The following is a 21,826-nucleotide window of genomic DNA, read 5'->3' as shown; positions in this document are numbered from 1 at the left end:
TGCCGCCGCCGGGGCAGCCGGGCCGGCCTCAATACACGGTCGCGCGGCCCTGCACGAACGAGTAGAAGAACACCGCATTGGGATCGTTCTGCACCAGGCGGAATTCACGGCGCATGCCTTCCACGGTGTCCTCGTCCACCAGTCCGGCCTGCAGCAGCTGGTCGGCGGCCGACAGCAGCAGCTGCTCCCAGAACGCGATCATCGTCTTGCGACGGGCCGGCTCACGGTTGTCCAGGTGGATGGTCTTGATCTCGGTATGCACGTCGCGGAAGCCGCCGGCCAACAGCAGGTTGCCCAGCTTGGCGCCGACGAACGGGTCGCCGCCGTGGTCGTACTGGAAGTCATTGAAGGCCATCCAGTAACGCCAGATGTGGGGTGAATACGGATCGAGCAGGAACGAGGCGTTCATCACCTCGGTGATGTACACCGGCGAACCCGGCGCCAGCACACGGCGCACTTCGCTGAGCACGCGCGCCGGCGACGGCACGTGCTCCAGCACCCAGCACAGGAACGCCGCGTCGAAGCTGCGTGCCTCGAACGGCAGCTCACCGGCGTCGGCCTGCTGCAGGGTGTAGCGGTCACTGCACCATGGCGTGCGCGCCAGGTTTTCGCGCGCGGTCGCCAGCTGCGTTTCGCTCAGGTCCACGCCGGTCACGTGCAGCTCGGGGAAGCGACGCAGCAGGATCTCGGTCTGCGCACCGACACCACTGCCGACTTCCAGCAGGCGTCGCGCGCCGCTGTAGTCGATCTGGCCGAAGATGCTCGATTCCAGCAGGCGGGCCTGGGTCATCAGGCGCTGCTGTTCGGTGCCGGAAAACCCGTGCAGGTAGGTCGGGGAGGAGATCGGCGGGGTCATAGAGGGGACTCTGAGGCGTCGAACGTGATCGAGGATAAGGCGCGTAGAGTCGAGCTTGCTCGACTGTTCGGGAAAGCCGGTCGAGCAAGCTCGACTCTACGATGGGTTTGGTCAGGCCGCCGAAGGCATCGCCGGTTCCCCGGCGATCAGGCGATCGAAGTACTCGGTGGTCAGCGCGATCTGGCTCTGCGGGTCTTCAGCGCGGTTGACCACTGCGCGGAAGGCGGCGTTCTCCGGCCGGTCCTTGGCGTACCAGCCCAGGTGTTTGCGCGCGATGCGCACGCCCTGCGGTTCGCCATAGAACGCATGCAGCGCATGCAGGTGGCCGAGCAGGATGTCGCGCACCTCGGCCAGCGACGGCGGTGGCAGTTCTTCGCCGGTGGCCAGGTAGTGCGCCACCTCGCGGAAGATCCACGGCCGGCCCTGCGCGGAGCGGCCGATCATCACCGCATCCACGCCGGTCTGGCGTAGCACGAAGGCGGCCTTCTGCGGCGAATCGATATCGCCGTTGGCAATCACCGGGATGCGCAGCGCGGCCTTGATCTCGCCGATGGTGCCGTACTCGGCCTGGCCGGTGTAGTGCTGGTCGCGGGTGCGGCCATGCACGGCCAGCGCGGCGATGCCACTGTCCTCGGCAATGCGCGCGATCAGCGGGCCGTTGCGGTGGTCGCAGTCCCAGCCGGTGCGGATCTTCAGGGTGACCGGCACATCCACCGCGTTGACCACGGCTTCAAGGATGCGCGCCACCAGCTGCTCATCACGCATCAGCGCCGAGCCCGCCCAGGCGTTGCACACCTTCTTGGCCGGGCAACCCATGTTGATGTCGATGATCTGCGCGCCGTGGTCCACGTTGTAGCGCGCGGCCTCGGCCAGCTGCTGCGGCTCGGTGCCGGCGATCTGCACGCTGATCGGCGCCGGTTCGCCGTCATGGTCCATGCGGTGGATCGACTTGCGTGTGTTCCAGAAGCGCGGGTCGCTGATGGTCATTTCCGAGGCGGCCAAGCCCGCGCCCAGCCGTTTGCACAGCAGGCGGAAGGGCTTGTCGGTGACGCCGGCCATGGGCGCCAGCACGACGTTGGGGGCAATGGTGTACGGGCCGATCTGCATGCGCCCATTGTAGGGCGCGGGCGGCGGTACGGCCGTGTCGGGCGCGGTCCGGTTCAGGCCGATCCGCACCCAGCTCATGCCGTACCGGCATCAACAGATGCTTGACGGTTGCTTCCATCGCCCCCAAGGACGGGCGATGGTAGGTGGCTAGCCCAGGCTCTGCCAGGCCTGGCGGGTACCCAGGGCGAAGGCCAGCCCCAGGCCCAGGCAGGCCAGCGAACTGGCCGCCCAGAAGCGCACGCCGTTGTAGCCGGGGCGGAACAGCGCCAGCCCGAGGCCCATCGCCGCGCGCAGCAGCAATAATGCAGCGATGCCGGTCAGCACCCAGCGGCTGGCCGGCAACGGTGAATGCCAGCCGGCGGCGGCCAGGGCATACAGGGTCCAGGCCACCAGCACCGCGGTGATGCCGGCGGTCATCAGCGGCGGCCACCAGTGCCCGGCCTGAGCCAGCCGGACCATGCGCGGGCCAGCACCGAAGCATCTGTACCAGGGGGCGCCGAAGGCGATGCAGCCGATGTGCAGCAGGGCCGCACTGGCACTGCCGGCGGCTGCGACCAGCAACCAGGGGAATCCGTCCATGTCCTGCCCGTGCGAGGAAGCTGCGCGGATGGTGGGCGAGGGCCGCGGGACGGGCAATGCGACAGGCAGTCGCAGGACTGCGCAATGCGCAAAAGAAAAGCCCGGGCATCTGCATGCCCGGGCTCGTTCATCCACGCATGGCGTGGATCTACTTCACTTCTGCGTCGGCCGGGGTGAAGCGCGGCATCGCCGCTGCAGCGCCTTCCTTCTCGGTCGAGCGGCCAGCGAACTGGTTGGCAAAGCGCACGTGGCGCGCGAACGGGGCATCGGCCACCTGCGCCAGCGACGCAGCCAGCGCACCGTTGAAGGCATCGCCGGCACCGGTGGTGTCGATCGCCTGCACCTGTTCGGCACCCACGCGGTAGTACGGCTGGGTATCGCCGCGCAGGTTCTCTTCGGCATGCGAGACGAACACGCCCACCGAGCCCAGGGTCACCACCACCGTACCGTTGCCGACCAGCTTGCGGCACAGCGCGTGCAGGCTGGCACCGTCCAGCGCGGCAACGTCGTTGGCGTCGACGCGCTCACCGACGTGGCGGCCGAGCAGGGCGGCGAACTCGGTCTCGTTCGGGGTGATCACATCGGCCAGCTTGAGCAGGCCGATGGTCGATGGAGCATCGGCCGGCGCGGTGTTGAGCACGGTAGTGACACCGGCCTCGCGCGCGGTGGCCAGCGCAGCCTCGATGGTCGGCACCGGCGATTCCAGCTGCACCAGCACCACCTTGGCGCCGGTCAGCAGCGCCTGCTGCTGGTGCAGGAAGTCGGTGCTGAGCGCGGCATTGGCACCCGGGCCGATCACGATGGTGTTGCGGCCGCGGGCGTCGACGTAGATGCCCGCGGTGCCGGTCGGCTCGCTGCTGGCTTCGGCGATCAGCCCGAAGCCATCGTGCGCGGCCAGTTCGCGTGCGGTGGCGCCACCGGCGTCATCGCCCAGCGCGCACACGAAGTGCGTGTCGGCGCCGGCGCGGCAGGCCGCCACGGCCTGGTTGAAGCCCTTGCCACCGGGGCCGGTGCTGTAGCGGCCGGCAATGGTCGCACCCGGTGCCGGCAGCGACTCGCACCGCCACACGTGATCGACATTGAAGGAACCGACGACAACGACACTGCTGCTCATAGGGAATCTTTTCTCAACCAAGGGTTCAACTGAAGTGCGTCAGCACGCCGGCGATGGTCGCCGTCATGAAGGTGGCAATGGTACCGCCCAGCACCGCGCGCAGGCCGAACTTGGCCAGGTCGTGGCGACGTTCCGGGGCCAGGCCACCGATACCGCCGATCTGGATCGCGATCGAGCTGAAGTTGGCGAAGCCGCACAGCGCGTAGGTGGCGATCAGGCGGCCCTCGTCGGACAGGCTCACGCCGGCCACCTGACCGTTCACGATCTGCGACAGCTCGGTGTAGGCGACGAATTCGTTGATCACGACCTTCTGGCCGATCAGCGAGCCGACGGTGGTGGCATCGGCCCACGGCGTGCCGATCACCCAGGCGATCGGGGCCAGCACGTAACCGAAGATGGTCGGCAGGTTGGTCGGCTTGCCGATCGCAGCCGCCAGGCCGGTCACGTCGCCGAGCCAGGTCAGCGGGGCGTTCAGCAGCGCGATCAGGGCGATGAAGGCCAGCAGCATCGCGCCGATGTTCAGCGCCAGCTTCAGGCCGTCACCGGCGCCGGCCGCGGCCGCATCGATGATGTTGCTGGAGGTCTTCTCCACTTCCATCTTCACCGTGCCGCGGGTCAGCGGTGTGCCGGTTTCCGGAATCAGCAGCTTGGCCACGACCAGGGTGGCCGGTGCCGCCATGATGCTGGCCGCCAGCAGGTGCTTGGCGTAGAACGCCTGCTGCACCGGGTCGCCACCGCCGAGCATGCCCACGTAAGCGGCCAGCACGCCGCCGGCGATGTGCGCCATACCACCGATCATCATGGTCAGCAGTTCGGACTGGGTCATCTTGGCGATGTACGGGCGCACGGTGAGCGGCGCCTCGGTCTGGCCGATGAAGACGCTGGCGCAGACGCTGGTGGTTTCCGCGCCGGACACGCGCATCACCTTGGTGATTGCCCAGGCCATCACGCGCACGATCGCCTGCATGATGTTCAGGTGGTACATCACGCCCATCAGCGCCGAGAAGAAGATGATGGTCGGCAGCACCTGGAAGGCGAAGATGAAGCCGTAGTTCTTGGTGTCCATCAACGAGCCGAAGATGAAACCCGAGCCTTCGTTGACGAAGCTCAGCACCTTGACGAAGCCGTGGCCCAGCGCGTCGAACACATCGCGCCCGCCCGGCACCAGGATCACCAGCGCCGCAAAGGCGATCTGCAGGGTGATACCGGTGGCAACCAGCTTCCAGTCAACCGCGCGCTTGTTATTGGAAAACAACCAGGTGATGCCGATCAGCACCGCCAACCCGAACAGGCCGAAGCCGATCCTGCCCAAACCTTCGACCATGTGAGTGACTCCCCTGGGGCGTCGCGAAAAACGGGAAGCCTAGTGCAGGGCCGGGGCCGGGGCAAGGAAAAGCAGCGTGCGCGCGCCCATCGGTACCGATCAGGCCAGCAACGGCAAGGGCTTGCGGCCGGCGGCGGCAGGTAGAATGGGGTTCGATCCCGGCCCGGATGCGGGCCCGCAGCAGGAGATTTGCATGCACTATCGTCGCCTGGGCTCCACCGGCCTGCCGATTTCCGCCCTGTCCTTCGGCGCCTGGGTGACCTTCGGTGACCAGGTTCCGCGCGACGAGGCCCGCAACCTGGTGGCCGCCGCCTGGGATCATGGCATCAACTTCTTCGACAACGCCGAGGGCTACGCCAACGGCCGCGCCGAACAGGTGATGGGCGATGTGATCGCCGACCTGCGCTTGCCGCGCGACGGTTTCTGCGTGTCCAGCAAGGTGTTCTTCGGCAGCGCCAAGGACCCGCGGCCGACCCAGCGCGGCCTGTCGCGCAAGCATGTGACCGATGCCTGCCATGCCGCGCTCAGGCGCCTGCGCGTGGACTACCTGGATCTTTATTACTGCCACCGCCCGGATCCGGACGCCCCCATCGCCGAGACCGTGCACGCCATGGATACCCTGGTCCGGCAGGGCAAGGTGCTGTACTGGGGCACGTCCGAATGGTCGGCCGCGCAGATCGAGGAGGCGGTGGACATTGCCGCGCGCCACAACTGGCAGGGGCCCTCGATGGAACAACCGCAGTACAACCTGCTGCACCGCGAGCGGGTCGAGGTCGAGTACGCGCCGCTGTACGCGCACGCCGGCCTGGGCACCACCATCTTCTCGCCGCTGGCCTCGGGCCTGCTCAGCGGCAAGTACGACCAGGGCATCCCGGCCGATGCCCGGCTGGGGCGCGAGGGCATGGGTTGGCTGCAGGATCTGGTGCTGGGCCAGAACGCGGCCGTGCGCCTGGCCCAGGTGCGCCGTTTCAGCGAGGTGGCGCGCGCGCTGGGCCATGCCCCGGCCACCCTGGCCATTGCCTGGTGCCTGCGCAACCCGAACGTCTCCAGCGTGATCCTCGGCGCCAGCCGGGTCAGCCAGCTGCTGCAGAACCTGCAGGCGCTGGAGGTGCTGGAGCAGGTCGACGCGGCCGGCTGGGCCCAGGTCGAAGCCGCCTTCGCCTGAATCCCGGGGCCGACCGGGCCTGGGGGCCTCGATCAGGCCGGCTCGGGCTCGCGCCCCGTGTCGCCATTTGATTGATGTTATCTATCGAATTTACGAATTCGATCATTAATCTCATCAATGAAAGTGAGAATGGTTGTTGATTGTCAACTGAGAATCATTATCATTTAACTCGTCCCTCGCACGAGTCCAGATGCTCATGAATGCTCAACCTGTACTGCTGCGCCCCGAAACGCTGACCCTCCGCGATCGTCCGGTCCGCGTCGTTCCGCCGGAAGAGGTCATCGACAGCGAAGCCCTGCTCAAGGGCCGTCGTGAAATCCTGATCCAGCACGGCGACCGCTTCTACCGCCTGCGGCACACCAGCAACGACAAGCTGATCCTGACCAAGTAATCGCGGTCTGGTCGCCCGCCTCCCTCCCTCCTGCCGGCAGCGCCGACAGGGTGGGCGACCCGTCCGCTCCCGCTCTCTCCCCCTCGGTCTACCGCGTGCACCCTCCGGGTGTACCGGTAACCGGGGGTTCCCTTGCCTGACCGAACGAAACCGATGACCCGCCATACCGCCCTTTGCCTTGCTGTCTGGATGGCCCTGCCGCTGTCCGCCCACGCTGCCACCGCTGCCAGCGCCGCGCCCGATGCGCGCGAATTCGATCGCGTGCAGGTCACCGCCACCCGCACCGAGCGTGCGGTGAGTGATGTGGCCGCCACGGTCGATGTGATCGACCGCGAGCAGATGGATCGGCACCTGGTGCAGGACATCAAGGATCTGCTGCGCTACGAGCCGGGCCTGTCGGTCGGCCGCAGCGCCGCGCGCTTCGGCCTCGGCAGCATCCGTATCCGTGGCCTGGACGGCAACCGCGTGCGCGTGCAGACCGATGGCATCGCGATGCCCACCAGTTTCAACATCGGCTCGTTCTCCAATGCCAACCGCAACTTCACCGATCTGGACACGCTCAAGCGCGTGGAGATCGTGCGCGGCCCCGCCAGCTCGCTGTACGGCTCGGACGCGCTCGGTGGTGTCGTCGCGTTCGTCACCAAGGACCCGGCCGACTACCTGAAGGACGGCAAGGACAGCTACGTCGGACTGAAGTTCGGCTATGACGGCGAGTGGAAGGGGCTGCTTGGCGGCGTCACCACCGCCTTCGGCGGCGAGCACTGGAGCGGAATGGTCAACATCAACCATCGCCAGGGCCAGGAAACCGACAACAAGGGTGACGTGCGCAGCCTCGACAACACCCGTACCGCGCCTAACCCGCAGGACCGCGACGGTCGCAGCGGACTGGCCAAGCTGGTCTACGCGCCGAGCGAGGACCAGCGCTTCCGCCTGACCGTGGAAGGCAACGAAGACAAGACCGAGACCAACGTGCTGTCGTCGATCGACCGCACCACCACCACCGGCATGAAGGCGCGTGACAAGCAGAACCGCACCCGTGTGTCGTTCGCACATGAAATGGATGCGCTGGACAAGGCCTTCGCTGACAGCCTGCACTGGCAGGTCTACACCCAGCACAGCGAGACCACCCAGGTGACCGACGAGGATCGCGCCAACCGCAGCCGTCGCCACCGCGAGTTCAATTTCGACCAGCGCGTGTACGGCCTGCAGGCGCAGTTCAACAAGGCCTTCAGCACCGGCAGCGTCGAGCACGCGCTGACCTACGGCTTCGAGGGCGCCCGCACCGAGATCCGCCAGAAGCGCGATGGTTTCCAGGTACTGGCCAACGGCCAGACCAGCACCACCATCCTGCCCGATGCGTTCCCGGTGCGCGATTTCCCGATCAGCAAGACCACCGAGCTGGGCCTCTACGCGCAGGACGAGATGCGCATGGCCGGCGGCAAGCTGTCGCTGGTGCCGGGCGTTCGCGTTGACCGCTACGAGCTGAAGCCGGAGGTGGACACCATCTTCGCCGAGGACAATCCTGGCGTGCCGGTGGCCAAGCTGACCAAGACCAGCGTCTCGCCGAAGCTGGGCATGGTCTATCGCTTCACCGACGAATGGTCGCTGTTCGCCGGCTATTCGCACGGTTTCCGCTCGCCGCCGTACAACGACGTCAACCTCGGCTTCACCAACTTCGCCTTCGGCTATACCGCCATTCCCAATCCGGACCTGAAGCCGGAAACCAGTGATGGCATGGAGCTGGGCCTGCGTTTCCTGTCGCCGGCCGCCTATGTCAGCGTCAGCGGCTACTACAACGAGTACAAGGACTTCATCGAGTCGCAGTCGCTGGTTGGCACCAATGCACAGGGCCTGATGGTGTTCCAGTCGCGCAACATCGCCGATGCGCGCATCTACGGCGCCGAGCTGAAGGCCGGTGTCGACTTCGGGCAGATCAGCCCGACCCTGCAGGGCTGGGCGCTGCGTAGTGCGGTGGCCTGGTCGCGTGGCGACAACAAGACCGAAGACACGCCGCTGGACTCGGTCGACCCGCTGCGTGGCACCGTCGGCCTGATGTACGACACCGATACCTGGGGCGTTGAACTGGCCGGCACCTTCGTCAAGCGCAAGGACCGGCTGGCCAGCACCACGGCCTATCGCCCGGCGGGCTACGGCGTGACCGACCTGATGGCGCACTGGAACTTCGCTCCGGGCGCGACCTTCAACGTCGGCGTGTTCAACCTGGCTGACAAGCGCTACATCGATTGGTCCAACGTCGGTTCGACGCTGCTGCCGACCAGCCGTGTGCTGGACCGCTATACCAGCCCGGGCCGCACCTTCTCCGCCAGCCTTGCCGTTTCCTGGTGACCTCATGAGCCGAGCATTGTCCGCACGCAGGAACGACTCCATCGCCGCACCGAACGGTGCGGCCTGGCCGACCCCGGCACAGCTGGCTACGCTCGGCACCGTGTTGTGCCTGTACCACGCCGATGGCAACGAACTGGGCGGCTGGCGCCAGGCCGTGCGCGTGCATGCCTGCCAGGGCGTGGACAGCGAGGGACTGCGCGAAAGCCTGTGTTTCCTAGATGGTCGCGGCCGTTGCGTGTGGCGGCTGTACCTGCTGCCGGACAGCGATTTCCTGGCCTGGGACCGGCTGGTGGCCGCGCTGCCGCCGGGCCCACAGCACGACAGCGATGGCAGCGTCGGCGAGCGCCTGTGGCGACGCCTGGCCGGCCACCTCGGCGGCCAGCGCTGGCGGTTGTGTGCGTTGCGCCTGCATGCCGCCGACGAGGGCCGCACCCTGGCCGCCAGCCTGTCGACCCTGTCCTCGCTGGGCGCCGCCACCGCGCGCCGCATCGCACGCCTGGAAGGCGCCGAAGGCGAGCTGGCGATCGATGATTGCTGCTGTGCCGATGCCGCACGTCGGCCCGCGCAACGCGTGCCCGGCGACCTGCCACTGATCCGTCTTTGAACCTGATGGAACGCCTGTCGGCCACGGATGGCCACTCAACAAACCTGCAACCCCGAAGGAAGACCCCGATGAAGTTCCAGACAGCCAGCGCCCTGCTGTTGCTCGCCGCCAGCGGCGTGGCCAGCGCGCAGCCCTCCGACATCGCCCGCGACCACGACAGCATCCTGGCCATGCAGGGCGAGTACACCGTTGATTTCGCCTTCGACGAGACCGTGCTGCTGAAGCCCGGCTACGAGCGCGCGCCGGCGATGCGCAGCGGCGGCAACGAAGTGGTCATCGTGGTGGAAGACACGCCGAAGCGCATCGTGCTGCAGCACCTGCTGCTGGACGAGAAGAGCGGGCACATTACCAAGCACTGGCGCCAGGACTGGGTCTATGAAGCGCCGAACCGCTTCGAGTTCAGCGCCGACCAGACCTGGCAGGTGCGCAGCATTCCGGCAGCGACCAACCAGGGAGCCTGGACCCAGTGCGTGTACGAAGTGAGCGATGCACCGCGCTACTGCGGCACCGGCAAGTGGACCTACACCAACAATGTGCCGAGCTGGACCAGCGACCTGAGCTGGCGTCCGCTGCCGCGCCGTGAGTACACCAAGCGCAGCGACTACAACGCGCTGGCCGTGATCAACCGCCACACGCTGACCCCGAACGGCTGGACCCACGAGCAGTTCAACACCAAGGTGCAGCGCAATACCGACGGCACCCAGGTGGAGATCGCGCGCGAGTTCGGCTTCAACGACTACGTGAAGACCACCGAGATCGACTTCACCCCGGCCCGCAACTACTGGCAGGCCACCGCCGGTTACTGGGCCAAGGTGCGCCAGCGCTGGGACGGCTTCCTTGGCCAGGCCCCGGGCGTGCACCTGAAGACCAAGATCGACGGCATGGCGATGATCATTCCGCTGTTCACCCAGGCCGAAGAGATCCAGTCCGGCAAGAAGGTGAAGGACAAGCAGATCGACGAAGTCTTCGCCAAGTACGTGGAAAAGGCCCAGTAACGCAGGGCCGCAACCGCATCCCCGCGTGGCATGGATCTTCAGTAGATCCACGCCATGCGTGGATGCGCCTATTCCTTGAACATCAGGAACGCCGCCAGCACGATCAGCCCGAACGCGGCGTAGTGGTTCCACTTCAGCGGCTGGCCCAGGTAGAACGCGGAGAACACCGCGAACACCAGCAGCGTGATCACTTCCTGCATGCCCTTGAGCTGCGGCGCCGAGTACACCGCGCTGCCCAGCCGGTTGCCGGGCACCTGCAGGCAGTACTCGAAGAAGGCGATGCCCCAGCTGACCAGGATCACCGTCATCAACGGCGCGCTCTTGTACTTCAGGTGGCCGTACCAGGCGAAGGTCATGAAGATGTTGCTGCCAAGCAGCAGCAACACCGGATAGAGGTAAGCGGCGAACGACGTGCCGGGCATCCGGGCGATCTCGTGGAGTGGGGCGCGCAGCATAGCGCTGGCGCCCTCGCGTGCGTGTCACTGCCGCGTCAGGCTTCGCGCAGGGCCAGTGCCGGCGGCGCATGCAGGATGCGCCGAGTACCCCACCAGCCGGCCAGCAGGCTCAGCCCGACGCCAACCAGCCCGCCCAGCAGCAGGCCCGGCCACGGCGGCAGCAAGGCCAGCTCGAAGACCTTCTGCGAGACCGCCACGCCGATGGCGGCAGCGGCAAGCACCGCCAGCAGCGCAGCCAATGTGCCCAGTGCGCCGAATTCCACCAGCACCGCACCGCGCAGCTGGCGCCGGGTCGCGCCCAGCGTGCGCAGCACCGCGCTGTCGTAACGACGCTCGCCGGCCGTGGCCTGCAGTGCGGCCAGCAGCACCAGCACGCCGGCCAGCAGGCTGAACACCATCACCAGCTGCACCGCCTGCGCCACCCGCTCCATCACATCGCGCACCTGCGAGATCACCGCATCCACATCCAGCAGCGACAGGTTCGGCTGCGCGCGCACCAGTTCGCCCAGCCCCGCGGCCTTGCCGGCCGGCAGATGGAACGCCGACAGCAGGTTGTGCGGGGTGTCACCGACGGCATTCGGGTTCAACAGCACGAAGAAGTTGGGCCGGAAGGTGTTCCAGTCGGCCTTGCGCACGCTGGTGACGGTGAATTCGCGCTCCTGCTCACCGACGGCAATGCTGATGCGGTCGCCGGGATGAACCCCGTAGCGCTTGGCCCAGCCGATCTCCACCGATGCTTCCGGCGCCGTGCTGTCGGCCGTCCAGAACGTGCCGTTGACCAGCGTGTTGGCGGGCGGGAACGTGCTGCGCCAGCTGAAGTTCAACGGCCGGTTTTCATCATCGTCGTCGCGCTGCGCTTCGCCCTGGGCGGGTTGGCCGCCTTCGGCCGGGCTGCGATCCACGCGCAGCGGTGGCTTGCCATTGATCGCGATCAGGCGGCCGGTGGCCATCGGCTCGATGCTGGCGTCGTTGGCGCCGAGCCCCTGCAGCGCCGCCAGCACGCTGTCGCGCTGTTCCGGCTGGATGTTGATCAGGAAGTAGTTGGGCGTGTCCGCTGGCAGCCGCTCGCGCCATTGCTGCAGCAGGCCGGGACCGGTCACCGCCAGCAGCAGCAACGCGCACAGCGACAGCGACAGCCCGACCAGCTGCATCACCGCCAGCATGCGGCGCCGGGTCAGCGCGGCCAGGCCCAGCCGCCAGTTGCCATGCAGGCGGTGCTGCAGGCCGCGCAGCAGCTGCAGCAGCACGAAGCCGACCACACCGGCCGCCACCGCCAGCGCGGCCAGGCCACCCAGCACCCACAGAGCAAGCTTGAGATCCCCGGTGACCTGCACCGCCAGCAGCAGGCTGGCCGCCAGTGCCGCGACATAGGCCAGCAGCGATGCCGGTGGCAGCGCGGCGAAGGAGCGGTTGAGCACGCGCATCGGCGGCACCCCGCGCAGGCGCAGCAGCGGGGGCAGGCCGAAGCCGAACAGCAGCAACAGGCCGATGCCGGCGCCGGTCAGTGCGGGCATCGCTTCCGGCAGCGGCAGGCGCTGCGGCACCAGGCTGCCGAGCACCTGCACCAGGCCCTCCTGCGCGGCCATGCCCAGCCCGATGCCAAGTGCACAGGCCGGCACCGCCAGCATCAGCAGCTGCAGTGCCAGGCCGAGCAGGATGTCGCGCTGGCGCGCGCCCAGGCAGCGCAGGACCGCCACCTGGTCGATGCGGCGCAGGGCGAAGCGGTTGGCCGCCAGCGCGGTGGCGACGCCGGCCAGCAGCACCGCCAGCAGCGCACTCAAGCCCAGGAAGCGACCGGCCAGGTCGAAGGCCTGGCGCACACCGCGCTGGGTGTCGTCCACGCTCAGCAGGCGCAGGCCCTTGGCCTGTGGCAACAGCCATTGCCGAAACGCCGCGATCTGGTCTGCCGGCCCGGCGAACATCAGCCGGTAGTTGATGCGGCTGCCCGGGCCCAGCAGGCCGGTGCCTTCCACATCGGCGCGGTTGACCAGCAGGGTTGGAGAGAGCGTGAGCAGGTCGCCGCCGCTATCCGGCTCGGCCTCGATGATGCCGCTGATGTGCAGCGTGCCGACGCCGAATTCGAGGTGATCGCCGACCTTCAGCCCCAGCGCCTGCAGCAGGCGCGGATCGGCGTAGGCCTGGCCCTGGGGCGGCATGCCGGCGTCGGTGATCAATGCCCCCCCGGGCGTGCTGCGCACCCGCAGCGTGCCACGCAGCGGATAGCCCGCCTGCACCGCCTTGATGCTGGCCATCTGGCTGGCATCGCCATGGAACAGCACGCTGCCGAAGCCGGCGATGCGGGTGTGGGCCAGCCCGCGTCGCTGCGCTTCTTCAGCGAAGGCGGCTGGTGGATCGTCGCGCCCGGCGATGCCCAGGTCACCGCCGAGCATCTCCGCCGCGCTGCCGGTCAGTGCCAGGTTGACCCGGTTCACCAGCGTGCCGACCGCGGTCATCACCGCCACGCCCAGCACCAGCGCCGCGAACAGGGTCAGCAGGTCGCCGGCCAGCGCCTCGCGGCGCAGCGCGCGCCACGCATGCCGCAGCAGGTTCATGCCTGGGCCCCACGTTCGACCGGCAGCAGCCGGCCGTCGTCGATGCGGTGGATGAACTGGCAGCGCTGGGCCAGGCGCAGGTCGTGGGTGACCAGTACCAGGGTAGTACCGCTGCCGGCATTGAGTTCAAACAGCAGGTCGCTGATGTGCTGGCCGGTGGCGTGGTCGAGCGAGCCGGTGGGTTCGTCGGCGAACAGGATGCGTGGACGGGTGACGAAGGCGCGGGCCAGTGCGACGCGCTGCTGTTCGCCGCCGGACAGCTGGCGCGGGTAATGGCGCGCACGATGGGCCAGGCCGACCTGGGCCAGCACCTCATCGACCCGCGCGCGGTCCTCGCGCCCGGCCAGCTCCAGCGGCAGCGCCACGTTCTCGGCGGCGGTCAGCGCCGGCAGCAGGTGGAAGCTCTGGAACACGAAACCCACCTCGCGTGCACGCAGCTGCGCCCGTGCCTCCTCATCCAGCGCGCCCAGATCCTGCCCGGCCAAATGGATGCTGCCGCGACTGGGCAGGTCCAGCCCGGCCAGCAGGCCGAGCAGGGTGGTCTTGCCGGAGCCGGAGGCGCCAACGATGGCCACGCTGGTGCCTTCATGGACGGTGAGGGTGATGTTGTCCAGTATGTGGACTTCACCCTCCGGGCCCTGCACGGATTTGCCGACCTGGTCGACGGCGATGGCGACGGGCGCGCTGCGGGGGGACAGGCTGTCGATGAGGAGACTCCAGATGCGCAAGACGGAATGGAGCCGGCGAGCCGGCGCGATGATGGTGCTGCTGCTAGCGTTCCTGCTGCTGCCGGGGCTGGCTTGTGCCAAAGGTCCGGCCGGCACCGTGCTGGTCCTCGGCGACAGCCTCAGTGCTGCCCACAATATCCCTGCCGACGCCGGCTGGGTCAGCCTGCTGCAGCAACGGGTCAGGCAGCAGTCGAAAACGCCGGCACGCATCGTCAACGCCAGCATGAGCGGGGAGACCACCGCCGGTGCGCTGACCCGCCTTCCAGCCCTGCTGGCCAAGGAAAAGCCGACCGTGGTGGTGATTGCGCTGGGCGGCAACGACGCGCTGCGCGGGCTGACCCCGGCGCAGGTGCAGGGCAACCTGGAAAAGATGGTGCAGGCCAGCCAGAAGGCGGGTGCCAAGGTGCTGCTGCTGGGCATCGACGTGCCGCCCAACTACGGACCGGCCTACCGCCAGCGCCTGGCTGCGGCCTACAAGGCACTTGCCACGCAGTACAAGGTGCCGCTGCTGCCATTCCTGCTGGAGGGCGTGGCCCTGCAGCCGGGCATGATGCAGGCCGACGGCCTGCACCCGACCGCGCAGGCGCAGCCAAAGGTTCTGGACAACGTCTGGCCACTGCTCAGGCCGCTGCTCTGAACCGTTTGATTTCCTCTTGACGGAACTTCACATCACGTCCACCGTCGATACGGCATGTTTCACAAAGCTGAAGTTAGAGGGAATCACATGCGTCAGACGAAGGAGACCTCCGGCTTGGTGCTGGTGGTCGAAGACAACCGCAACATCTCCGAGATGATCGGGGAATACCTGGAAGGTCGCGGCTTCGAAGTCGACTATGCACAGGACGGCCTGGATGGCTACCGCCTTGCGGCGGAAAACAGCTATGACGTCGTGGTGCTCGACTTGATGTTGCCGCGCCTGGATGGCATCGAAGTATGCCGTCGCCTGCGCAACGATGCGCGCAAGTCCACTCCGGTGCTGATGCTCACGGCACGCGATACGCTGGACGACAAGCTCACCGGCCTCGGGTTCGGCGCCGATGACTACCTGACCAAGCCGTTCGCGATCCAGGAACTGGAAGCCCGCCTGCGCGCGCTGATCCGCCGCGAACGTCGCCAGGTCGGCTCGGAAGTGCTCAAGGTCGCCGATCTGGTGCTCGATCCGGTCAGCATGCGTGCCACCCGTGCCGGTACCGAGCTGCAGCTTTCGCCGATCGGCCTGCGCCTGTTGACCATCCTGATGCGCGAATCGCCGCGTGTGGTCACCCGTCAGGAGATCGAGCGCGAGATCTGGGGCAATGGCCTGCCGGATTCGGACACGTTGCGCAGCCACCTGTACAACCTGCGCAAGATCATCGACAAGCCGTTCGACCGTCCGCTGCTGCATACCGTGCAGAGCGCCGGCTACCGCATTGCCGACATCGCCCAGCCGATGGCCTGAGCAGGGCCCGCGCCGGTGCAGCAGCAGGCCCGGCCGGGTGATGGCCACGTACGAGGGCAGGGGATGACCGGCCGGTGTTGCCGACGGTCATCGCCCGTGCACCCCCACGGCGCAGTGCGCTGCCTATAATCGCAGCGCTCTGATCGGGACCCCGCAATGCCGCACGGCCTGCCGCGCAAGATCCGTATCGCTTTCATCCTGCAGGCAGTGCTGGCCAGCCTGGGTATCCTGCTGGGTGCCTGGCTGGTATCGCTGGTGATCAAGCACAGCCTGGTGGGCGCTGCCCTGCGCGAGGAGGCGGCGTACTTCTGGACGCTGCACGAGGCGTCGCCGGTGCAGCCACCGCCCAATACCCAGAACATCCGCGGCTACCTGCTGGAAAGCGGGCAGTCGGCGTTGTCGTTGCCGGCCAACCTGCGCAACCTGGAGCCCGGCTTCCACGAACTGCCCAAGGACGACCAGCTGGTGCTGGTGGACGTGCGGCCATCCGGCCGCCTGTACCTGGTGTTCCTGCGTTCGCGTGCGGAAATGCTGGCGTTCTGGTTCGGCATCGTGCCGGTGCTGTTGACCCTGCTGGCGGTGTATGGCGCCAGCTGGGTGACCTACCGTGCATCGAAGCGGCTGGTATCGCCGGTGAACTGGCTGGCGCGGCGCGTGTCGCGCTGGGACCCGGGGCACCCGGAGGCGGCCGATCTGGAGCCGAACAAGCTGCCCGCCGACATGCAGGGCGAGACCCGGCAGCTGGCCGCCGCGCTGCATTCGCTGGCCAACCGGGTCAGCGCGCATGTGGCGCGCGAACGCAATTTCACCCGCGATGCCAGCCACGAACTGCGCACACCGCTGACCGTCATCCGCGTAGCCAGTGACATGGCGCTGGGCGATGAAACCCTGGAGCCGCGCCTGCGCCGCAGCCTGCAACGCATCCAGCGCGCCGGGCGTGACATGGAAGCGGTGATCGATGCGTTCCTGATCCTGGCCCGCGAGGCCGATGTCGAGCCGCAGGTCGAGCTGTTCGACGTCAACGACATCGTCCGTTATGAAGTGGACAACGCCAACGAGCTGTTGGGGGCACGCCCGGTAGCGGTGCACCTGCACAGTGATGGCCCGGTGCAGCTGCATGCGCCGCCGCGGGTGCTGCAGGTCGTGCTCAGCAACCTGGTGCGCAATGCCTGCAGCTACACCGACGAGGGGCGCATCGACGTGCATGTGCTCAATGACCGGGTGGTGGTGCGCGACACCGGCATCGGCATGTCGGCCGAGGCGCTGGCGCGCGCGTTCGAGCCGTTCTACCGCGCCGAACCCAGCCGCCCGCAGGGCACCGGGCTGGGCCTGTCGATCGTGCGCCGGCTGTGCGACCGCTTCGGCTGGAAGGTCAGCCTGGCCAGCGAACCGGGGCAGGGCACCGAGGCCACGGTGATCTTCCGGTAGAGGGCTTTTGCCCGGCTGCGCCCGGCACCTGCCGAGGCAACATCAACATCAAACGCGAGCACACCGCGCCGCCTTCGACAGTTTCCCGCGATCCACAGTAGATCCACGCCATGCGTGGATGAATTCGGTAGATCCACGCCATGCGTGGATGAATTCAGTAGATCCACGCCATGCGTGGATGGTCATGCGGTAGCGCCGGGCCATGCCCGGCGCCCGCCTGCCTCAGTTGCAGTTGACCTTCGGCGCCACCGCCCTGGTCCAGATCGCATAGCCGGCCGCGGTCATGTGCAGCATGTCCTCGCGGAACAGCGTCGCATCCGGCTGGCCGTCCTTACCCAGCATCGGCGTGTAGATGTCGGTGAAACCGGTGTTGGGCAGCTTGGCCAGGGCGGCCTTGATCAGCGCGTTGGCCTCGTTGATCGCCGGCAGCAGGTGCGCGCGCGACGGGCTCGGCTTGATCGACAGGTACTCCACCTTGGTCTTCGGCAGGTCGCGATGCACACGCTGTACGAAGGCGACCACATCGTCACGCACCTGCACGGCGCTGCGGCCGCTGTTGAGATCGTTGTCGCCGGCATAGAAGAACACCTTGCATGGCGCATACGGCACCACGATCTGGCCGGCATACCAGGTGCTGTCGCGCACTTCCGAACCCCCGAAGCCGCGGTTGAACACCGGCTGGCCGGGGAAGTCCTGGGCCAGGCTCTCCCAGAAGCGGATGGACGAGCTGCCGATGAATTCGACGCCGCCGCGCGGTGGCGGGTTGGCCTGGTCGGCACTGGCGAAGCGGGCCATGTCGCCGGCCCAGGCCACGTTCGAGACCTGTTCGGGTACCTGGGGCGGCTTGGCCGGGCTCAGGGCCTGGGCCAGCGGTGCGGCGGTCAGCAGGCCCAGCATCAGCAGGCAGGTAGGGCGACGGGACATCAGGCGCTCCAAGCAGAGAAGGGGCGTTCATCATAGGAGTTGCTGGCGGCAAGGTGCTTGCCGTTGACAGGCCATTCGGCCGGGCCGCCGGGGGTATGGCTGGCGGCCTTGTGGCAAAATGACGGCCATCTGCCTATTCCTGTGCGCCCATGATTCCCTGCCGTGCGTCTGAGCGGTCGCTGCGCCGCGCTCCTGTTGCTGGATGTTCCACCCGTGGCTGATCAGTTCGGTCATCTGCCCCGCGGCCCGCGCCGCATCTTCCAGGCCGCCCGCTGGTCCTGGCAGGGCCTGCGCGCCGCCTGGCTGCACGAGTCCTCGTTCCGGCTGGAGGTCTACCTGCTGATCGTGCTGACGCCGGTCGCGATCTGGCTGGGCCAGACCCCGGTCGAACGCGCGCTGCTGATCGGCTCGATGCTGCTGGTGCTGGCGATGGAACTGGCCAACTCGGCCATCGAGGCGGTGATCGAACGCTACGGCAGCGAGATCCATGAACTGGCCGGCCGCGCCAAGGACATGGGCTCGGCGGCAGTGTTCGTGCTGATGATGAACGTCCTGCTGTGCTGGGCGCTGGTCGTGGTTCCGCACGCGCTGGCCGGCAGTTACGCCTGAAACCCCATTCCCCCACTGCCTTGAAGAGTTTCCATGTCCTTTGAGTTCCTCGCCGACCCCAATGCCTGGGTGACCCTGTTCACCCTGAGTGCGCTGGAAATCGTGCTCGGCATCGACAACCTGGTGTTCATTTCCATCGCGGTCAGCAAGCTGCCGGAAGAGCGTCGCCCGTTCGCGCGCAAGCTCGGCATCGCCGTGGCGTGCATCACGCGTATCGCGCTGCTGGTGTCGCTGGCCTATCTGGCGCACATGGCCGCCAACCTGTTCACCGTGGCCGGCATGGGCATCTCCATCCGCGACCTGGTGCTGATCGTTGGTGGCCTGTTCCTGATCATCAAGGGCTGCATGGAGATCAAGGAACTGATCAGCGGCGGCGAGGATGAAGATCCCAGCACCACCAAGGCCTCGGCCGTGTTCGGCTACGTGATCGCCCAGATTGCGGTGATCGACATCGTGTTCTCGCTGGACTCGGTGATCACCGCCGTCGGCATCGCCGACCACATCCCGGTGATGGTCGCCGCCATCCTGTTGTCGGTGATGGTGATGCTGCTGGCCGCCAACCCGCTGGGCCGCTTCATCGACGCCAACCCGACCGTGAAGATGCTGGCGCTGGCCTTCATCCTGATGATCGGCGCGGTGCTGATCCTGGATGGCCTGGACCTGCATGTGCCCAAGCCCTACATCTACGCCGCGATGGGTTTCTCGGTGCTGGTGGAGTGGCTGAACCTGCTGATGCGTCGGCGCGCGCGCGACCACAACGTGCCGGGCGCCGGCAACTGGTAAGCGCGTGATCCTGAACCCCCGGCACTGCCGGGGGTTCTGCGTTGCAGGGCAGGGATCTGCAGAAGCGGCGATCGCACGACTTGTGAACCTCGGGCAACAGTGTTTCCCCGCCGCGGGGCTTAATCCGGCAGGACGATGCGCGCAGGCTACGCGCTCTCTTCCCAAGGCCTGCCCCACGCAGGAACCCGCCATGAATTCCCGAGCCGCCCTGCTGGCCCTTGCCGTCGGCGCCTTCGCCATCGGTACCACCGAGTTCGCCCCGATGGGCCTGCTCCCGGTCATTGCCGACGGCGTCGGCGTGAACATTCCCACCGCCGGCATGCTGATCACGGCCTATGCCGTGGGCGTGATGCTGGGCGCGCCGGTGATGACCCTACTGATGGGGCGGTTCGGCAGGCGCACCGCGCTGATGCTGCTGATGTCGATCTTCGTGGTCGGCAACCTGCTGTCGGCGCTGGCCCCGAACTACGGCCTGCTGTTGCTGTCGCGGCTGGTCACCAGCCTCAACCACGGTGCGTTCTTTGGCATCGGTGCGGTGGTCGCCGCCAGCCTGGTGCCGAAGGACAAGCAGGCGGCGGCCGTCGCGACCATGTTCATGGGCCTGACCATTGCCAACATCGGCGGCGTGCCGCTGGCGACCTGGGTCGGCCAGCAGCTGGGCTGGCGCCTCTCCTTTGCCGGCACCGCCGTGCTGGGCCTGGTCGCGATCACCGCACTGGGCTTCGCGCTGCCGGCGTCGGCACCCGGGCCCCGTCCGGACGTGCGCCGGGAACTGAAGGCGATCCTGCAGCCGCAGGTGCTGCTGGCGATGGGCACCACGGTGCTCGGTGCCGGTGCGATGTTCACGCTCTATACCTACGTGGCGCCGGTGCTGACCGAGTTGACCGGTGCCTCCAATACGTTCATTGCGATGTCGCTGGCGCTGATCGGCATCGGCTTCACCTTCGGCAACGGCATCGGCGGGCGCATGGCCGACTGGTCGCTGGATGGCGCCACCCGGATCCTGCTGGCGGTCCTTGCCGTGCTGATGTTCGTGTTGCCGCTGGCCTTCATGAGCCACGCCACGGCGGCGCTGGGTGTACTGCTGTTCGGCGCAGCGACCTTCGCGATCGTGCCGCCGCTGCAGATCCGGGTGATGGAGGCTGCCAGCGAGGCGCCGGGGCTGGCGTCGTCGATCAATGTCGGTGCGTTCAACCTGGGCAATGCGGTGGGTGCAGCGCTGGGTGGCGCGGTGATCAGCTCGGGGCTGGGGTATGCGGCGGTGCCGGTGGCCGGTGGGTTGCTGGCGGCATCGGGGTTGTTGCTGGCGTGGCTGGGGCGTCCGCGCGCTGCGGTGGTTGAGGCTTGCTGAGGAGTGTTGGATTCCGGCAGGGCTTGCAGCCCTGCACCTGCTGCAATCAACGTCAACGTCAACGGCAAAAGCCTGCATTCCGTGGGTTGGCGGGGTGGGTCCGGTTGAGGGGGACGCTGCAAGTACGTCCATGTAAGCTCGGTCGCCGCATCCATGCGGCTCACGCCCCCTCAACCGGACCCACCCCGCCTTCGACAGGTTCCTGTGATCTGTTGGAACCTGCTGCTGATGGTGGGTGCCGACCGTTGGTCGGCACGAATGCCTGGAGCATGGGCTTTTGCTTTTGCTTTTTTTTGATCTTTCCCGCGGTGCCGGGAAACCGTATGAGGCCGGGCGGGTGGGCGTGGCGGGGGTATCCGCGCCATGGATGGCGCGGAGGGGGCGGCGCCCGATGGCCGGCCTTTCACCCGAACCATGGCATGCTCGGCGCCACGTCCACCCGGAACCTCCGCCATGCGCCTGTTCACTCGTATCCTGCCCCTGATGCTGCTGGCCTCCCTGCTCTCCGGCTGCGGCTACAACGCCATCCAGCAGAAGGATGAAGCGGTCAAGGCCAGCTGGTCGGAAGTCATCAACCAGTACAAGCGCCGCGCCGACCTGGTGCCCAACCTGGTGCAGACCGTGAAGGGCTTCGCCAGCCAGGAAGAGCGCGTGCTGACCGAAGTCACCAACGCGCGCTCCAGGGTCGGCCAGATCAACGTCAACGCTGACGATGAAGCTTCGCTCAAGCAGTTCCAGCAGGCCCAGGGTGAACTCGGCAGCGCGCTGTCGCGGCTACTGGTGGTCACCGAGAACTATCCGCAGCTGAAGTCCGACCAGAACTTCCGCGACCTGCAGGCGCAGCTGGAAGGCACCGAGAACCGGGTCACCGTGGCCCGTGGCCGCTACATCCAGCAGGTGCAGGACTACAACACCTACATCCGCTCGTTCCCGCAGGTGATCACCGCCAAGATCTTCGGCTACAAGACCAAGCCGAACTTCACGGTGGACAACGAGGCGCAGATCTCCAACGCGCCGGCGGTTGATTTCGGCAACGCGCCGCAGCAGCAGCCGGCACCGCAGCCGGGCCACTGACCG

General features: G+C 67.4%; 21 protein-coding genes. 12 read left to right on the top strand and 9 right to left on the bottom strand.

What is annotated here, in order from left to right; translation table 11 throughout:
* Window positions 1-28 precede the first annotated feature (28 nt).
* From ACMZPQ_RS17995 to ACMZPQ_RS17975, 5 genes are all read right to left on the bottom strand, one after another.
* On the bottom strand, window positions 29-856 hold the full coding sequence (locus ACMZPQ_RS17995; RefSeq protein ID WP_197582553.1) for a methyltransferase domain-containing protein: 828 nt from the start codon (window positions 854-856) through the stop codon (window positions 29-31).
* Between the two features lie 111 nt (window positions 857-967).
* The gene (gene dusB, locus ACMZPQ_RS17990; RefSeq protein WP_197582552.1) at window positions 968-1,963 is read right to left on the bottom strand and encodes a tRNA dihydrouridine synthase DusB; all 996 of its coding nucleotides are present in this window, start codon (window positions 1,961-1,963) and stop codon (window positions 968-970) included.
* A 147-nt stretch (window positions 1,964-2,110) separates the two neighbouring features.
* Entirely contained in the window at window positions 2,111-2,542 is a 432-nt protein-coding gene (locus ACMZPQ_RS17985) for a hypothetical protein (RefSeq protein ID WP_197582551.1), read from the bottom strand.
* A gap of 148 nt (window positions 2,543-2,690) precedes the next feature.
* Entirely contained in the window at window positions 2,691-3,656 is a 966-nt protein-coding gene (locus ACMZPQ_RS17980) for a ribokinase (RefSeq protein WP_049456910.1), read from the bottom strand.
* A gap of 25 nt (window positions 3,657-3,681) precedes the next feature.
* Window positions 3,682-4,980 carry a nucleoside transporter C-terminal domain-containing protein gene (locus ACMZPQ_RS17975; protein ID WP_197582550.1) on the bottom strand — a complete coding sequence of 433 codons (1,299 nt, stop codon included), beginning with the start codon at window positions 4,978-4,980 and terminating at the stop codon, window positions 3,682-3,684.
* Between the two features lie 193 nt (window positions 4,981-5,173).
* Here ACMZPQ_RS17975 and ACMZPQ_RS17970 point away from each other — a divergent pair, with 193 nt between their 5' ends.
* From ACMZPQ_RS17970 to ACMZPQ_RS17950, 5 genes are all read left to right on the top strand, one after another.
* Window positions 5,174-6,145, top strand: coding sequence for an aldo/keto reductase (locus tag ACMZPQ_RS17970; protein ID WP_197582549.1), 972 nt, complete (start codon window positions 5,174-5,176; stop codon window positions 6,143-6,145).
* A 196-nt stretch (window positions 6,146-6,341) separates the two neighbouring features.
* Window positions 6,342-6,536 carry a hemin uptake protein HemP gene (hemP, locus tag ACMZPQ_RS17965; protein ID WP_005412278.1) on the top strand — a complete coding sequence of 65 codons (195 nt, stop codon included), beginning with the start codon at window positions 6,342-6,344 and terminating at the stop codon, window positions 6,534-6,536.
* Between the two features lie 153 nt (window positions 6,537-6,689).
* Window positions 6,690-8,882, top strand: a complete 2,193-nt coding sequence (locus ACMZPQ_RS17960; protein ID WP_414486124.1) for a TonB-dependent hemoglobin/transferrin/lactoferrin family receptor — start codon at window positions 6,690-6,692, stop codon at window positions 8,880-8,882.
* Between the two features lie 4 nt (window positions 8,883-8,886).
* Complete coding sequence (locus ACMZPQ_RS17955) at window positions 8,887-9,486, top strand: Hemin transport protein (RefSeq protein WP_197582548.1); 600 nt, start codon at window positions 8,887-8,889, stop codon at window positions 9,484-9,486.
* Between the two features lie 68 nt (window positions 9,487-9,554).
* On the top strand, window positions 9,555-10,481 hold the full coding sequence (locus ACMZPQ_RS17950; protein ID WP_197582547.1) for a DUF6607 family protein: 927 nt from the start codon (window positions 9,555-9,557) through the stop codon (window positions 10,479-10,481).
* A 68-nt stretch (window positions 10,482-10,549) separates the two neighbouring features.
* Here the strand turns inward: ACMZPQ_RS17950 and ACMZPQ_RS17945 are convergent, their stop codons facing one another.
* From ACMZPQ_RS17945 to ACMZPQ_RS17935, 3 genes are all read right to left on the bottom strand, one after another.
* Window positions 10,550-10,903: a DMT family protein gene (locus tag ACMZPQ_RS17945; RefSeq protein ID WP_197582546.1), complete on the bottom strand. Its 354-nt coding sequence runs from the start codon at window positions 10,901-10,903 to the stop codon at window positions 10,550-10,552.
* A gap of 68 nt (window positions 10,904-10,971) precedes the next feature.
* The gene (locus ACMZPQ_RS17940; RefSeq protein ID WP_197582545.1) at window positions 10,972-13,488 is read right to left on the bottom strand and encodes an ABC transporter permease; all 2,517 of its coding nucleotides are present in this window, start codon (window positions 13,486-13,488) and stop codon (window positions 10,972-10,974) included.
* Window positions 13,485-14,132, bottom strand: a complete 648-nt coding sequence (locus ACMZPQ_RS17935; RefSeq protein WP_197582562.1) for an ABC transporter ATP-binding protein — start codon at window positions 14,130-14,132, stop codon at window positions 13,485-13,487. Before ACMZPQ_RS17935 ends, ACMZPQ_RS17940 begins: the two co-directional genes overlap by 4 nt.
* Before the next feature lie 61 nt (window positions 14,133-14,193).
* Between ACMZPQ_RS17935 and ACMZPQ_RS17930 the strand changes: the two genes are divergently transcribed.
* The 3 genes from ACMZPQ_RS17930 (at window position 14,194) to ACMZPQ_RS17920 (ending at window position 17,082) form a co-directional block, all read left to right on the top strand.
* Window positions 14,194-14,853, top strand: coding sequence for a GDSL-type esterase/lipase family protein (locus ACMZPQ_RS17930; RefSeq protein ID WP_197582544.1), 660 nt, complete (start codon window positions 14,194-14,196; stop codon window positions 14,851-14,853).
* A gap of 87 nt (window positions 14,854-14,940) precedes the next feature.
* Window positions 14,941-15,654: a response regulator transcription factor gene (locus ACMZPQ_RS17925; RefSeq protein ID WP_002811889.1), complete on the top strand. Its 714-nt coding sequence runs from the start codon at window positions 14,941-14,943 to the stop codon at window positions 15,652-15,654.
* A 156-nt stretch (window positions 15,655-15,810) separates the two neighbouring features.
* On the top strand, window positions 15,811-17,082 hold the full coding sequence (locus tag ACMZPQ_RS17920) for a sensor histidine kinase (RefSeq protein ID WP_197582543.1): 1,272 nt from the start codon (window positions 15,811-15,813) through the stop codon (window positions 17,080-17,082).
* A 222-nt stretch (window positions 17,083-17,304) separates the two neighbouring features.
* Here the strand turns inward: ACMZPQ_RS17920 and ACMZPQ_RS17915 are convergent, their stop codons facing one another.
* Window positions 17,305-18,006 carry a GDSL-type esterase/lipase family protein gene (locus ACMZPQ_RS17915; RefSeq protein ID WP_197582564.1) on the bottom strand — a complete coding sequence of 234 codons (702 nt, stop codon included), beginning with the start codon at window positions 18,004-18,006 and terminating at the stop codon, window positions 17,305-17,307.
* A gap of 213 nt (window positions 18,007-18,219) precedes the next feature.
* Here ACMZPQ_RS17915 and ACMZPQ_RS17910 point away from each other — a divergent pair, with 213 nt between their 5' ends.
* The 4 genes from ACMZPQ_RS17910 (at window position 18,220) to ACMZPQ_RS17895 (ending at window position 21,823) form a co-directional block, all read left to right on the top strand.
* A complete protein-coding gene (locus ACMZPQ_RS17910) occupies window positions 18,220-18,615 on the top strand; it encodes a diacylglycerol kinase (protein ID WP_197582565.1) in 396 nt (131 codons plus the stop codon).
* Between the two features lie 33 nt (window positions 18,616-18,648).
* The gene (locus tag ACMZPQ_RS17905) at window positions 18,649-19,398 is read left to right on the top strand and encodes a TerC family protein (RefSeq protein WP_197582566.1); all 750 of its coding nucleotides are present in this window, start codon (window positions 18,649-18,651) and stop codon (window positions 19,396-19,398) included.
* A 190-nt stretch (window positions 19,399-19,588) separates the two neighbouring features.
* Complete coding sequence (locus tag ACMZPQ_RS17900; protein ID WP_197582567.1) at window positions 19,589-20,749, top strand: MFS transporter; 1,161 nt, start codon at window positions 19,589-19,591, stop codon at window positions 20,747-20,749.
* Window positions 20,750-21,202: 453 nt separating this feature from the next.
* The gene (locus ACMZPQ_RS17895) at window positions 21,203-21,823 is read left to right on the top strand and encodes a LemA family protein (protein WP_197582568.1); all 621 of its coding nucleotides are present in this window, start codon (window positions 21,203-21,205) and stop codon (window positions 21,821-21,823) included.
* The last annotated feature ends 3 nt before the right edge of the window (window positions 21,824-21,826 follow it).

The sequence above is a fragment of the Stenotrophomonas maltophilia genome, assembly GCF_047497515.2.
Taxonomy (GTDB): domain Bacteria; phylum Pseudomonadota; class Gammaproteobacteria; order Xanthomonadales; family Xanthomonadaceae; genus Stenotrophomonas.
Note: the sequence above shows the minus strand (reverse complement) of the source record. Positions and strands in the feature narration are given on the sequence as shown.